10 protein-coding genes are annotated in these 14,891 nt (G+C 35.7%); all 10 read right to left on the bottom strand.

The features are described 5' to 3' along the window. Positions 1–6 precede the first annotated feature (6 nt). The 10 genes from NST49_RS10265 to NST49_RS10310 all read right to left on the bottom strand — a co-directional run bounded on the left by NST49_RS10265 (position 7) and on the right by NST49_RS10310 (position 14,891). Positions 7–1,194, bottom strand: coding sequence for a CAP-associated domain-containing protein (locus NST49_RS10265; protein ID WP_341048423.1), 1,188 nt, complete (start codon positions 1,192–1,194; stop codon positions 7–9). Positions 1,195–1,301: 107 nt separating this feature from the next. After that, positions 1,302–4,733 (bottom strand): pyruvate carboxylase, encoded by a 3,432-nt coding sequence (locus NST49_RS10270; protein WP_341048424.1) that lies wholly within the window; start codon positions 4,731–4,733, stop codon positions 1,302–1,304. Between the two features lie 109 nt (positions 4,734–4,842). Next, complete coding sequence (locus NST49_RS10275; protein WP_023177548.1) at positions 4,843–6,003, bottom strand: FtsW/RodA/SpoVE family cell cycle protein; 1,161 nt, start codon at positions 6,001–6,003, stop codon at positions 4,843–4,845. A gap of 248 nt (positions 6,004–6,251) precedes the next feature. Continuing rightward, positions 6,252–8,093 (bottom strand): translational GTPase TypA, encoded by a 1,842-nt coding sequence (gene typA, locus NST49_RS10280; RefSeq protein WP_023177547.1) that lies wholly within the window; start codon positions 8,091–8,093, stop codon positions 6,252–6,254. Positions 8,094–8,445: 352 nt separating this feature from the next. Next, complete coding sequence (locus NST49_RS10285) at positions 8,446–9,237, bottom strand: inositol monophosphatase family protein (protein WP_051923381.1); 792 nt, start codon at positions 9,235–9,237, stop codon at positions 8,446–8,448. Between the two features lie 59 nt (positions 9,238–9,296). Next, a complete protein-coding gene (locus NST49_RS10290; RefSeq protein WP_023177543.1) occupies positions 9,297–9,578 on the bottom strand; it encodes a UPF0223 family protein in 282 nt (93 codons plus the stop codon). Positions 9,579–9,595: 17 nt separating this feature from the next. After that, a complete protein-coding gene (locus NST49_RS10295) occupies positions 9,596–10,534 on the bottom strand; it encodes a lactate/malate family dehydrogenase (RefSeq protein WP_023177541.1) in 939 nt (312 codons plus the stop codon). A gap of 229 nt (positions 10,535–10,763) precedes the next feature. After that, entirely contained in the window at positions 10,764–12,170 is a 1,407-nt protein-coding gene (gene lpdA / locus NST49_RS10300; protein ID WP_023177539.1) for a dihydrolipoyl dehydrogenase, read from the bottom strand. Between the two features lie 12 nt (positions 12,171–12,182). Further along, positions 12,183–13,787 carry a 2-oxo acid dehydrogenase subunit E2 gene (locus NST49_RS10305; RefSeq protein ID WP_341048432.1) on the bottom strand — a complete coding sequence of 535 codons (1,605 nt, stop codon included), beginning with the start codon at positions 13,785–13,787 and terminating at the stop codon, positions 12,183–12,185. Between the two features lie 126 nt (positions 13,788–13,913). Next, on the bottom strand, positions 13,914–14,891 hold the full coding sequence (locus NST49_RS10310) for an alpha-ketoacid dehydrogenase subunit beta (RefSeq protein WP_023177535.1): 978 nt from the start codon (positions 14,889–14,891) through the stop codon (positions 13,914–13,916).

Here is a 14,891-nt window from a genome sequence, read left to right on the forward strand (position 1 = left end):
ATTTTCTTAATGGAGAATAAGCAATACATCATTTGCACGATAAGCTATTCCAATTTCTGTCATATCTACATCCATTAAAAAATTTCTTTCTATTTCAAGTGTAAACCAATTAGTTACTAACCAATTCATATCTTTTTTCTGGTTTGAATACAACACACGTATTTTATCCAGTTCTAAGTCAGTATCTTGTAAAGTAAGTTCAATTTGATCACTTGTTAATGTTTGAAATTCTTGATCTATACCTTCATCAAGAGACTCTGATTCATCCTCCAGAATAAAAGTTTCGACAGAAGAGGATTGGTTATTTGGTTCATCTATTGAATCTTCACTTGAATCGATTGACTCAGACGACTGGTTCTCTTCAGAATCTAGTTGTACTTCTTGATTCACAAAAATTGTTTCAGCAACTTCAGATAACTGAATATTTAACTTAAGAGGTTCCAGCTCATACCTTTGACGTAAAATATTTACAATCTCATTCACCTGCAATTGATTACCCTCATTGATTTCTCTCTGAATTTCGCTATCAATTTCTTCAGCATTCTCATTACTTTTAGCAGAACCGTTATCGTATACTCCTAATTCAAGCAAGGAACTAGAATCTAAATAGCGAACCCCAACAATTTGATTCGTTGATCGGTCCATCATTAATATGGCAAATGTATGATTATCAAACGCAATAAGTGGTCGATAATTCAAATCACTTTCTGTTAATTCCAGAGTCACTTGTTCTCCTTGGTCATCTACAGAATAGGTTGGATAAAAGCTTGCTAATTGAAATACTTCTATGATAGACATACCAATGCTAAATGGAGCAACATTCAAATCAGATCCTAGCACAAACAAATCAGTTATGATTCCATCTTTTACTCCTAATTGGACATAATCATTTTCATTCTCTCCAAAAATCCACCATTCTTTACCGTTTATAGCAGGGTCTTTGCGCTTTGGTTGCCCATATTGATCAGTAAAATCGTCACTGCTTAATCCTATATAACTACCTAATCCAGAAACTGGAAGTTTTTCAGGCTCTAAATCCGTATTTTGGTAATTAAAGGGTTCAGACTGAGCGACCTCACTTTCTTCATTTGGTGTAATGATATCAGCGGGGTTTTTAGAAATAACTTCTGGCAACCAATAAGTCGCCAGAAGCATAAGGAACACCAATGGTACAGCCCTTAAAAATGTCTTCAATCCATTTAGCCTCCTCATTTTGGTAGCTAAACCATTCTTACTTTAATTTTCGGGTTATCTATCAGCAGAAATAAACTCTTCAGTGTAGATCTATCTACTACTGTTTATTATTTAGCTTTAATCTCTATTAATAAGTCGCCAGTTTCAATAATATCCTCATCAGAAACATAGATTTGATCAATGACCCCTTCTATATTCGCTTTGATGGTCGTTTCCATTTTCATTGCCTCTGTAATAATAATAGGCTGACCTTGCTTGACACGTTCACCTTTTTGAACTAATACTTCCAGAACAGACCCAGGCATAGTAGCACCAATATGTTCTTTATTGGTAGGTTCTGCTTTTCTACGGACAGCTTTTGTACTTGTGATACTGTAATCTTTTACGACAACTTCTCTTCCTTGTCCATTCAAGTCAAAGTATAGAATACGCATTCCTTCAGAATTTGGTTCTCCTATTTGGTTCAATTTTACAATCAACGTTTTACCTTTTTCTATTTGAACTTCAATTGATTCACCTGTACGCATCCCATGGAAGAATGTCATCGTATCTAATAACGTTACTTCACCAAAGGTTTCAAGGTTATTACGGTAATCCAAAAATACTTGTGGATACATAATGTAACTAAGCACATCTTCTTCAGTCGGTTCAGCTTGGATTTTTTCTGCTAGTTCTTTTTTGATTTCATTAAAATCAACAGGTGAAGCTAAACTACCAGGACGAACCGTAATCGGTTCTTTTCCTTTCAAGACAATACGCTGAAGTTCTTTAGGGAATCCACCAGTAGGTTGACCTAAATCTCCCATGAAGAAACTAATAACAGATTCAGGAAAATCAATGTCCATTCCTTTTTCAAAAATGTCTGCTTCAGTTAGTTTATTTTGTATCATGAATAAAGCCATATCTCCAACAACTTTAGAAGATGGCGTTACTTTAACGATGTCTCCAAACATTTGGTTAACTGTTGAATACATCATCTTAACTTCATCCCATTGTTCTTCTAACCCAATGGCTTTAGCCTGTTGTTGTAAGTTAGTGTACTGTCCACCTGGCATTTCGTGTTGATATACTTCAGTTGAAGGGGCACTGATACCCACTTCAAAATCACTATAAAGTGCACGAACATCTTCCCAATAATGGTTGATTTGTTGAACATTTTCAATTGTAATGTCAGGAGCTCTGTCTGCATTTACTAAAGCATAATACAAACTATTCATACTTGGTTGGCTAGTTGCTCCGCTCATAGCGCTCATAGCTACATCTACAATGTCCACACCGGCTTTTACAGCCGCTGCATAGGTAAAGATACCATTTCCGCTAGTATCGTGTGTATGCAAGTGAATTGGGACATCTACTGTTTCTTTCAATTCACTGATCAAACGATAAGCAGCTTGTGGCATCAATATTCCAGACATGTCTTTGACTGCAATAATATGCGCTCCTTGATTTTCTAATTCTTTAGCCATATCTTTATAATACTCAATCGTATATTTATCTCTTTTAGGATCATTAATGTCTCCGGTGTAACAAATGGTTGCTTCAGCAATTTTTCCATTATCACGTACACTTTGAATACTTTTTTCCATTTGTTGAATCCAGTTTAAACTATCAAAAATACGGAATACATCAATTCCATTTTGAGCTGCTTTTTGAATGAAAGCCTCAATAACATTATCAGGGTAGTTTTGGTAGCCAACAGCATTCGAGCCTCTAAACAACATTTGGAATAAAGTATTCGGCATTTTTTTACGCAATTTTTCTAATCTTTCCCAAGGATCTTCGTTTAAGAAGCGGTAAGCTACGTCAAATGTAGCTCCTCCCCACATCTCAGAAGAAAATAATTGTGGAATGCCTTTTTGTGTTTCTTCAGCAATATTTAAAAAGTCTTGGGTTCTAACACGAGTAGCTAATAAACTTTGGTGTGCATCTCTAAACGTCGTATCTGTCAGCAATACTTCGTTTTTATTTTTGATCCATTCTACTACGGCATCTGCACCATTAGTGTCTAGAATATTTTTTGCACTTATATAATCATTGTCTAATGTTAGTAATTTCCCAGGTTTTCTTGCGGGTGCAAAGAATTTTTTCTCTCTTTGTTCAATTCCCGGGAATCCATTGACCGTAATATTTCCAATGTATTGCATCGTTTTATTTCCACGGTCTCTAACTTTTGAAAATTTAAACAATTCAGGTGTTGTATCAATAAATGTCGTTTTGGCTTCACCTGATAGAAAAACAGGATGCGAAATAACATTTTGCATAAACGGAATGTTGGTTTTTACACCTCTGATACGAAATTCTTTCAAAGAACGCTCCATTTTTTGAACAGCTAATTCGAAAGTAGATGCTTGGACACATGCTTTAACTAATAACGAATCAAAGAAAGGTGTAACAACACTTCCTTGGAATCCATTACCAGCATCTAGTCGGATACCAAATCCACCCGGAGAACGATACGTATTAATTTTACCAGTATCTGGCAAGAAATTATTCATCGGATCTTCAGTAGTGATTCGGCACTGAATAGCAGCACCCATCAATGGAATATCTTTTTGTTGTGGAATATGAATATCTTTGTGTAGATCTTTGCCTTGAGCAATAAGAATTTGTGCTTGAACAATATCGATCCCAGTAATCATCTCAGTGATTGTGTGTTCAACTTGAACACGTGGGTTAACTTCAATAAAATAAAAATTATCGCCTTCTAATAAAAATTCCACAGTTCCAGCATTCACATACCCAACGTGCTCCATCAATTGAACAGCTGCTGAACACATTTCCATTCTTAATTCCTCAGAAATAGACACACAGGGAGCTACTTCCACAACTTTTTGGTGACGGCGTTGAACAGAACAATCTCTTTCATAAAGATGCACGATATTTCCGTGTTTATCTCCTAGTATTTGGACTTCAATATGTTTTGGATTTTGAATGTATCGCTCAACATATATTTCTCCGCTACCAAATGCTGCTTTAGCTTCACTTTGCGCTCGTTCAAAGCTGTCTTTTATATCAGCTTCACTCTTGGCCACACGCATACCGCGTCCTCCGCCACCAAGGGCAGCTTTAACGATAATAGGATAGCCATAGGTCTTCCCAAATTCTTTTACCCCATCTAGGTTAGCTACTGGACCATCGGATCCTGGTATAGATTGAATACCTGCAGCTATGGCTGCCTCTTTAGCTTTGATCTTATCTCCAAAAATATCTAAGTGATGTAGTTTTGGACCAATAAAAATAATGCCTTCTTCTTCACAACGTCGAGCAAATTCAATATTTTCAGATAAGAAACCATATCCAGGATGAATGGCATCTGCCCCTGAATCTTTAGCAATACGAATCAAGTCTTCGATATCTAAGTAGGCATCAATTGGCTTTTTCCCTCTTCCAACTAAATACGCTTCATCGGCTTTAAAACGATGAACCGATCCCTCATCTTCCTGTGCATATACAGCTACTGTTTCAATAGCCAATTCTGTTAAAGCTCTAAAAATACGAATGGCAATTTCACCACGATTTGCTACTAATACTTTTTCCATTTTGTCACTCCTGATCTTCGTATTTTTTTGTAATTGAACGAAGTTGATCTTCACTTTAAAAGGTAATAAAGAAAACATCGAGATCATTCACTAAAATTCAATTTGAATTTTAATTTCTTTCCATAGCTTGCTGCCTATTTTTTTTATCAGTTGCACTAACATTTAGTACCAAACCAATAGAGATCGTTAGTACAATCGTACTTGAACCTCCATAACTGATAAATGGAAAAGTTACTCCTGTAATAGGCATTAATCCTATTACTCCACCTAAATTAACAAGTCCTTGGATTAATAACATTGTAGCAATTCCGATACAAATTAACGATCCGAATGAATCTTTTGCTCGAATACCTACTAGATAAATGCGTAAAATCAACAATCCAAACAACCCAACAATAAGGAAGACACCAAATAATCCTATTTCTTCACCAATGATAGACATGATAAAATCTGTATAGGGTTCAGGCAAATACCCTGTTTTTTGAATGCTCTCCCCTATTCCTACTCCAAAAATCCCTCCACGCTTTAATGCATAATAAGAATTTACTAATTGAAGTCCTGCACTTTCTGAAACAGCGAATGGATCCCAAAAGGCTAAAAAGCGATCATATTGATACTCTTCAAGGAATGGAAGACTCATTCCAAATATACGGACAAGCCCAAGTATTCCACCAATCAAAACAACACCTAAAGTTCCAACAGCTGCGGCAAGTTTTGTCGAAACACCACTTGCTAAAATCATAATGGTTCCAGTAACGAGTAAAATAGCCGCTCCCCCTACATCGGGTTGCAAGATAATTAACAATATATAAAAACCAAAAAGCGTTAATGGTGGAGCAACTGTTTCTTTAAAGTTATGAACCAGTTGATTTTGCTTTTTCGAAAAAATATAAGCGAAATACCAAATGACAACTATTTTTGCAAATTCAGCCGGTTGAAAACTAAACCCCAAAATAAATATCCAGCCTTTTGCCCCTTTTGTTACTGTACCAAAGAAAAATAAGTAGAGCAGCAGCAGCGCGATAAAACCGCTAGCGGCAACTAAAAAGCGTTTGTTCTTTAATAACTTATATTTGAATAAAAAAACAATCATGCTTGTAATTAAACCCAAAACAACAAAGATGGCTTGTCTAGTAAAATAATATTGAGAATTATTATATTGATTAATAGCAACATAACTACTAGCACTATAGACCATTAAGATCCCTATTATGGATAAAATTAAATAAGGGATAAAGATATAGTAATCAAGATATTTAAATTTTTTCATATTTACGGCTAAAAGACGCCTTTAGCCTCCCTATTTTTTAAATTTTGCTGCTACATTTTTTAAAGTCATGTCTTACGACTCTAACTGCCAGTTGTGCAACACTATTATTATAGCAACAAAATATCTATCCAACAATACAAAGGATAGGATTTGGCCTTAATCGTTCTATTCACTATTCATTCAAAAAAAAAAAGACAGCTTTTTTCAAAAATGAAAGTACCATTTTTGAAAAACTGTCTTTTATCGTTTTAGTTTTGTGACGCTTTATTTTTCTTAGCAGATTTTTCACGTTCATTTTTATTTAAAACTTGTTTACGTAAACGAACATTTTCAGGAGTAATTTCACAGTATTCATCATCACCTAAGAATTCTAATGATTCTTCAAGTGTTAAATGACGAGGTGCTTTAATTACGTTAGTTTGGTCTTTATTAGCAGAACGTACGTTAGTTTTTTGTTTAGCTTTCGTGATATTAACAGTGATGTCATTTTCACGAGAATTTTCTCCAACGATCATTCCTTCATAAATTTCAGTTGTTGGTTCAATAAAGATTGTACCACGATCTTCAACACCCATGATACCGTAAGTTGTTGCTTTTCCAGTTTCAGTTGAAACTAAAGCACCATTACGACGACCACCAATTTTAGTTTTTAAACGTGGCAAGTATTGATCAAATGTATGGTTCATAATTCCGTATCCACGTGTCATTGAAAGAAACTCAGTAGAGTATCCGATCAATCCGCGAGCTGGAGCTAAGAAAGTCAATTTAACTTGACCATTTCCATTATTGACCATATCTTTCATTTCACCTTTACGAGCACTTAAAGATTCAATGATTGAACCCATGTATTCTTCAGGAGTATCGATTTGAACTAATTCAAATGGTTCACATTGAACGCCATCAAAGTCTCTTAAGATAACTTCTGGACGAGAAACTTGCAATTCGTAACCTTCACGACGCATGTTTTCAATAAGAATTGATAAATGCAATTCTCCACGACCTGAAACGATCCATGCATCTGGAGAATCAGTAGGATCAATACGTAATGAAACGTCTGTATGCAACTCAGACATTAAGCGTTCTTCAATTTTACGTGAAGTTACCCATTTACCTTCGCGACCTGCAAAAGGTGAGTTGTTTACTAAGAAAGTCATTTGCAATGTTGGTTCATCAATATGAAGGATTGGTAATGGATCTACATGGTTAACTGGTGTAACAGTTTCCCCAACGAAGATATCTTCCATACCAGAAACTGCAATTAAATCTCCAGCTTTTGCTTCATCGATTTCTACACGTTGCAATCCGAAGAATCCAAAAAGTTTTGTTACACGGAAGTTTTTAGTTGATCCGTCTAATTTACTTAATGTTACAGAATCTCCAACTTTGATTGTTCCACGGAATACACGTCCGATACCAATACGTCCAACATAGTCGTTGTAATCCAATAACGATACTTGGAATTGTAAAGGTTCGTCAGAGTTATCAATTGGAGCAGGGATTTTTTCAAGAATTGTATCAAAGACATGAGCCATTGTTGGTTCTTGATCATTTTTATCATCTGATAAACTAGATGTTCCATTCATTGCTGACGCATAAATAACTGGGAAATCTAATTGATCATCATCGGCACCTAATTCAATAAATAATTCTAATACTTCGTCTACTACTTCTGCAGGACGAGCTGAATCTTTATCGATTTTGTTTACTACTACGATAGGAACAACTTTTTGTTCCAAAGCTTTTTTCAATACAAAACGTGTTTGAGGCATTGTACCTTCATAAGAATCGACAACTAAAACTACACCATCAACCATTTTCATAATACGTTCAACTTCTCCACCAAAGTCAGCATGGCCTGGTGTATCCAAGATGTTGATATGAGTATCTTTATATTTAACAGCAGTGTTTTTAGCTAAAATTGTAATTCCACGTTCTTGTTCTAAAGCATTTGAGTCCATTGCACGTTCTGCCAATTGGTTACGTGCATCTAATGTATCTGATTGCTTTAATAATTCATCGACTAATGTTGTTTTACCATGGTCGACATGGGCAATTATAGCGACATTTCTAAGGTTTTCTCTTTTTTTCATTAATGTATTCCTCCAAGATTCTTCTTCTTATTTCAATGCTACTGAATCGCTATCTACGAATAAAAAAGTGTTCTGTTCAATACAACTTTGCACTTGAACTATTCATAAGTTTTTTGCAATTCTTTGATGAAAACGCATTGAAAACTTATGAAGACAACTATCAACTTGTCTATTCTAACACTTATAGAAGTAATTGAAAAGAAAAAAGACACATTTTTTGCAACTTTTCAATTGTAAGCGATTCATTCATTAGATGATTCACATTTTTTAAACACTGTTTTTATATTATGTCCTAAAATATGAAAATACTGCTTGTTTCTTCTCTAATTATAAGACAACATTCAATCTCACCTTACTTTTTTGTGTTTAATAACATGATTATTTCCTTATGGGCGGTAGGCGTAGCAACAAGCGAAGGATTTTTTTGCAGCAAATCAATTGAACTTCCATTCATCTTAGTGTAGATGAGACCAACTTCTTCAGCAATAATTTTCCCGGCGGCAATATCCCACGGGGCTAAAGATGCTGCTATATAGCCAATCAATTGTCCAGAAGCAACATGAGCAGTCTCAATTCCAGCTGAACCAATCAATCGCACACCCGAACTTGCTCTTCCTACTAGTCTAGCTAACCCTTCTTCTTTTGACATAAGTGCGCTACTGATTGCTACTAATCCTTCTTTTAAAGATAGATCTTTAACAGGAGGCAGCTTCTTTTTATTGCAATAGGCTCCTTTACCTTTATGAGCTGAATACATCTTATCTTGCATCACATCATAAATGAATCCTGCTTGGCCTATCCCATCTTCATAAACAGCTACCATTATTGCAAAATCATATTGTTGTTTGATAAAATTTAAGGTTCCATCAATTGGATCTATGATCCATACTATTCCATCTAAATTTTGAAATTCATCTCCAAATCCTTCTTCCCCCATAATTCGTTCCCCTGGGAAAAACTGATGAATTTTTTCAATAAATTGTTTTTCTACAGCTTTATCAATATTAGTAACTAAGTCATTTCGATTCGACTTTTGCTGGATATCTAGGTTCTCTTCAAATGATGACTTGATAAGTTTTGCAGCATCATAAATCCATTCTTGTATCAACTGAGTTCTTTCTATAAACTGATTCAAAACATTCACGTCCTCTTAAAAGTAATTGATTTTAGTTTACCAAGAAAAGTAAAAAAAACACAACTACTCTACTTTTCAGTTAGATGGATTCTTTTCTTTGTAGTTGTTTTCGCTTCTTTCACTACACGATAAAGGGAGTAATCTGAAAGAGCTTCAAATTTTTTGCCCCACCTTTTTTCTTCTCCAATAGCTGGAATAACTCTCTTGAATTTTTCATACTTCATTAAAAACTCTTCTCTATCAATCTCTTTTTCATAGGCTAACTCTACCATACGCCATATATTAACTACATCTTCCATTTGTTCCTTTGTCCAATCATAATCAATTGGGTAACTATAATTTCTTTCCATTTTTAACCCTCCATTTATTAACCTTGTTCTATCCAATCTAATTGGCTTCGAATTTCTTTTGCAATAACAATTAAATTTTTTTGCTCTGTTTCAGAAAAACTCAACCCGGCGATTTGTCTAATGCCATTTCCTCCTAATACAACAGGAATCGATAATGGAATATCTTTCATTTCACCTATATCCATTAGATGGACAATTGGAACAATAGCATTTTCATTTTTTAAAATAATTTGTACCAAATTTAGTAATGCAGCTGTATGAGTGCTCGTTAACTCCTGATTCTCATTTTGCTGGTTTTGCTTTCTTATCTTTTCTTCAATTTCAAACATATCATCTTGATTAATATTTGTTGTTGGATCCATTGTTAATCCTAATAATGAATTTCCCCCAACACTTGAACGACTCCAAGCTGCTAATTTATGTAAAGGACTGGTTCCTCCAATAACATACCCTTTTACCTCGCGAAATGAAGTATCTAAAACCTTACTGACTAATTTTTGAAAATAAAGAGTATCAATATACGTACCTATGCCAAAAATTTTATGCTTAGGTAATCCAGAAAATTTCCATACTAGATATGTAAATAAACCATTAAATTCGTTTGCTACTAAAATCAAGCCACTAAAACCTGATGCCATAGCTTGATTGATGATTTTGCGTACCAGTAATATATTCCTTCTAAGGTACTCTGAGTCCTGCTCATTCTCCTGTCTTTCTTCTTTAGCACTTAAAATTAAAATATCTGCATCCGCATAATCTTTTTCACTACCTAATTTCAATTCATTTATAGAAAAAACTTCAGATGCATATTTCAAATCATTGATTTTATCATTTTGTTGAATAGGAAAAGGAAATAAATAAATATCTTTTACATTTAATGTCATCATACTCAAAAAGCAAAAATGATAAGCTAAGTCATCGGATCCAACTATTACAATTTTTTTGTCGTTTTCCATTTGATCTCCTCCAATGTTAGATATTATCTATTTTACCAACCTTACCAAACTTAGTATACCAAAATATCTTCTTAAAGTGGGGACAATACACCCGACATCTGGTATTAAACAACAAAAAGCAGAGATGCAAAAAAAGGGGTTGAGACAAATTGTCTCAACCCCTTTTTCAGTATGAACACATTCTAATTGGAACAATTAAAATGACTACAAAGTAGTAGATTTCTAATAATTATGCGTGGATCGGTAAACCTAATGCCAGTTCAGCAGTATCCATAGTAACTTCAGCTAAAGATGGGTGAGCATGAATAGTTGATGCAATATCTTCTGCAACCATTCCAGATTCAATTGCTAAACCAATTTCAGCAATAATGTCACTAGCACTAACACCAGCAACTTGAGCTCCAACCAACACACCTTCATCTTTAGTAGTTATTAAGCGAACAAAACCTTCAGTAGCGTTTAGAGATAAAGCACGTCCATTCCCAGCTAATGGGAATTTAGAAGATTTAACATCTAAACCTTTTTCTTTTGCTTCAGCAGCAGTTAAACCAACTACAGCCAATTCAGGATCTGTAAAGGCAACAGCAGGCATTGCTCTATAATCGATTGCTACTTTTTTGCCAGAAATTGCTTCAGCAGCAATTTTAGCTTCGTAACTAGCTTTATGAGCTAACGCTGCTCCTGGAGTGATATCTCCAATTGCATAAATGTTTTTCACATTTGTACGACCTTGAGCGTCAACTTTAACAAGTCCACGTTCATTCATTTCAACACCAGTTGATTCTAAACCTAATTCATCTGTGTTTGGACGACGACCAACTGTTACCATTACATAATCAGCTTCAATTGTTTTTTCTTCGCCTTTCACTTCATAAGTGACAGATACGCCATTTTCAGTTTCAACCGCTTCTTTAGCCATTGCATTATTTTCAATCGTAACATTTTTCTTTTTAAAGTTGTCTGTTACTAATTTAACCATATCTTTTTCGAATGTTGGCAAAATAGATGGTGCAAATTCAAGAATTGTTACTTCAGCTCCTAAGTTTGCGTAAGCTCCAGCTAGTTCGCTACCAATATACCCACCACCAACTACAACAAGTTTTTTAGGAACTTCTGGTAAAGCCAATCCACCAGTTGAGTCGATAACACGTTTGCCGAATTTGAAACCTTTGATTTCAATTGGGCGGCTACCAGTTGCAACAATCGCATTTTTAAATGAATACGTTTGAGCAGCTACTTCAGTCATAACGCGTAAAGTATGTTCATCGTTGAAGTAAGCTTCACCACGAAGAATCTCTACTTTATTTTTTTTCAATAAGCCTTCAACACCCTTAGTTAAAGTAGCTACGACTTTATTGTTTTTCCATTCTTGTGTTTTAGCAAAGTCTAAAACAACATTTTCAGCAGTTACACCGAAAACAGAAGAATCTAAGGCATCTTGATAGTGGTGTCCAGCACTGATTAGTGCTTTAGAAGGAATACATCCAACGTTAAGACAAACTCCACCAATATACTCTTTTTCCACAATAGCAACTTTTTGTCCCATTTGAGCAGCACGAATGGCTGCTACGTAACCTCCTGGACCAGAACCGATGACAACTGTGTCTAACTCTATTGCGAAATCTCCTACTACCATTTAACCTTCACCTTACCCTTCCATTAACAATAATTCTGGATCAGCAAGCAACGTTTTTAATTCGTTCATTGCTTTTTGTGCAGTTGCTCCATCAATGATACGGTGGTCAAAACTTAATGACAATTGCATAACTGGCGCTACAACAATTTCGTCATCTGCGTTAACAACAGCTTTTTTAGCGATACGACCTACACCTAAAATAGCAACTTCAGGGTAGTTAATTACTGGAGTGAACCAGCCTCCACCGATCGAACCGATATTGCTGATTGAGATTGAACCATTACTCATTTCGTTAGCAGCTAATTTACCTTCTGTAGCTTTACCAGAAAGTTCAGTAATTTCGCTTGCGATAGAGAAAATGCTCTTAGCGTCAGCATCTTTGATAACTGGTACAAATAATCCACGATCAGTATCAGTAGCGATACCAATGTTGAAATAATGTTTGTAAACAATTTCGTTAGTTGAATCATCAATTGATGCATTCAATGCTGGGTATTTACGTAATACTGAAACGATAGCTTTAACAACGTAAGGCAAGAATGTTAATTTAACACCTTTGCTTGCTGCGATATCTTTAAAGTGTTTACGGTGAGCCATTAATTTAGTTGAATCTACTTCGTCGAACAAAGTAACATGTGGAGCAGTTGCTTTACTGTTTACCATTGCTTTAGCGATTGCTTTACGCATTGGAGTCATTGCTTCACGAGTTTCAAGTTCAGCTTGGTTAGATTTGAATGCTTTAGCTGGTGCTGCTTCTTTCTTAGCTGCTGGTGCTTTTGTTTCAGCAGCTTTTTCAGCTGGTGCTGCTGTAGCTTCAGGTGCTTTTCCACCATTTTTCTTGAAGTTTTCGATATCTTCTTTAGTTGTGCGACCGTTTTTACCAGTAGCAGAAACTTGAGTGATATCTACGTCATTTTCGCGAGCGAATTGACGAACAGATGGCATTGCTAAAACATTTTTGTTTGAAGATGGTGCTTCTGTTGAAGCTGTAGCTGTTGATGCTGCTGGAGTCTCTTGAGCCGCTGGTGCTGCACCCTCAGTATTGTGTTCTGGAGAGTCAATTTCTAATAATGCTTGACCTACCATAGCAACTGTTCCTTCTTCAACCAAGATTTTTTTGATTGTTCCAGAAACTGGAGACGCAATTTCTTCTACAGATTTGTCGTTTTGGATTTCAGCAACAGAATCTTCTTCGTTAACAGTATCGCCTTCAGCTACTAACCATTTTACGATTTCGCCTTCTGCCATTCCTTCTCCAACGTCTGGCATTTTGAATTGGTAAAAAGCAGTTCCTGATGAAGCAGGTGCTGGAGCAGATGCTGCTGGAGCTTCTGGTGAAGTAGCTGGAACAGATCCTGCTTCTTCATCTTCTTCATGTCCTGGAGCATCAATTTCAACAATAACTTGCCCAACTGTTGCTACAGTTCCTTCTTCTACCATAATTTTCTTGATTGTACCTGAAACGGGTGTTGCAATTTCTTCTACAGATTTGTCGTTTTGGATTTCTACAATTGAATCTTCTTCTTCAACTGTATCGCCTTCAGCTACTAACCATTTTACGATTTCGCCTTCTGCCATTCCTTCTCCAACGTCTGGTAATTTAAATTTAAATGCCATTTGTTTTTCTTCCCTTCTATATTTAGCTATTCTTTTTTGAAATAGTTTTCAAGTATTATACTAGAAGAAACAAATGCAATAGACTTTTAACGGTTATTGCATCTGTCATTTCATTTTATGAATAGATTAGAAATTGTACGTTTCTTTTACTTTATCAGCGATGTCAGTTGCATTTGGCAACCAAGCATTTTCTGCTAAACCAAATGGGAAAACTGTATCTGGTGCAGCTACACGGCCAATTGGCGCTTGTAATGAAAGGATAGCACGTTCAGAAATTTCAGACATAACCATTGCGCCAACACCTGCTTGACGTTGTGCTTCTTGAACAACAACAACGCGTCCAGTTTTTTCAACTGAAGCAACGATTGTTTCAATATCTAATGGAGAAATAGTTCTTAAGTCAACGATTTCAACAGAGATACCTTCTTTTTCAAGTTCATCAGCAGCTTTAATAGCTTCACGAACCATAGCACCATAAGTGATAACAGAAACATCTTTACCTTCACGAGTGATTGCAGCTTTTCCAAGAGGAATAGTGTAAGACTCTTCAGGAACTTCATCACGGAATGAACGGTATAATTTCATATGTTCCATGAATACAACCGGATCATTGTCACGTAAAGCAGAAGTCAATAGACCTTTTGCATCATACGGATTTGATGGAACAACTACTTTGATACCAGGAGATTGAGTAAGAAGACCTTCAAGGTTATCTGAGTGCATTTCTGGAGTATGAACTCCGCCACCAAATGGTGTACGAATAGTAATAGGCATGTTACGAGTACTGCTCATACGGTAACGAGTACGTGCAGCTTGTCCTACTATTGAATCTAATACTTCAAATAAGAATCCAATAAATTGAATTTCTGGAACTGGACGGAAACCTTGGAAAGCAAGTCCAATAGCTAATCCACCAATACCTGATTCAGCAAGAGGTGTATCTGAAACACGTTCTTCGCCATATTTTTCTTGAAGACCAGCAGTTGCACGGAATACTCCGCCATTTTTACCTACATCTTCACCGAAAATCAAAATATCTTGATCGCGTTCCATTTCTTGGTCAAGCGCTTCAGTAATCGCTTGAATCATTGTTAATTGTGCCAT

Source organism: Carnobacterium sp. FSL W8-0810 (assembly GCF_038007125.1).
Lineage (GTDB): Bacteria > Bacillota > Bacilli > Lactobacillales > Carnobacteriaceae > Carnobacterium_B > Carnobacterium_B inhibens.

Coding starts and splice junctions, on each gene's coding strand:
- NST49_RS10275 (WP_023177548.1), bottom strand. CDS start 6,003: ATGAAAAAATTTAAATATCTTGATTACTATATCTTTATCCCTTATTTA.
- NST49_RS10305 (WP_341048432.1), bottom strand. CDS start 13,787: ATGGCATTTAAATTTAAATTACCAGACGTTGGAGAAGGAATGGCAGAA.
- typA (WP_023177547.1), bottom strand. CDS start 8,093: ATGAAAAAAAGAGAAAACCTTAGAAATGTCGCTATAATTGCCCATGTC.
- NST49_RS10295 (WP_023177541.1), bottom strand. CDS start 10,534: ATGGAAAACGACAAAAAAATTGTAATAGTTGGATCCGATGACTTAGCT.
- lpdA (WP_023177539.1), bottom strand. CDS start 12,170: ATGGTAGTAGGAGATTTCGCAATAGAGTTAGACACAGTTGTCATCGGT.
- NST49_RS10290 (WP_023177543.1), bottom strand. CDS start 9,578: ATGGAAAGAAATTATAGTTACCCAATTGATTATGATTGGACAAAGGAA.
- NST49_RS10270 (WP_341048424.1), bottom strand. CDS start 4,733: ATGGAAAAAGTATTAGTAGCAAATCGTGGTGAAATTGCCATTCGTATT.
- NST49_RS10310 (WP_023177535.1), bottom strand. CDS start 14,891: ATGGCACAATTAACAATGATTCAAGCGATTACTGAAGCGCTTGACCAA.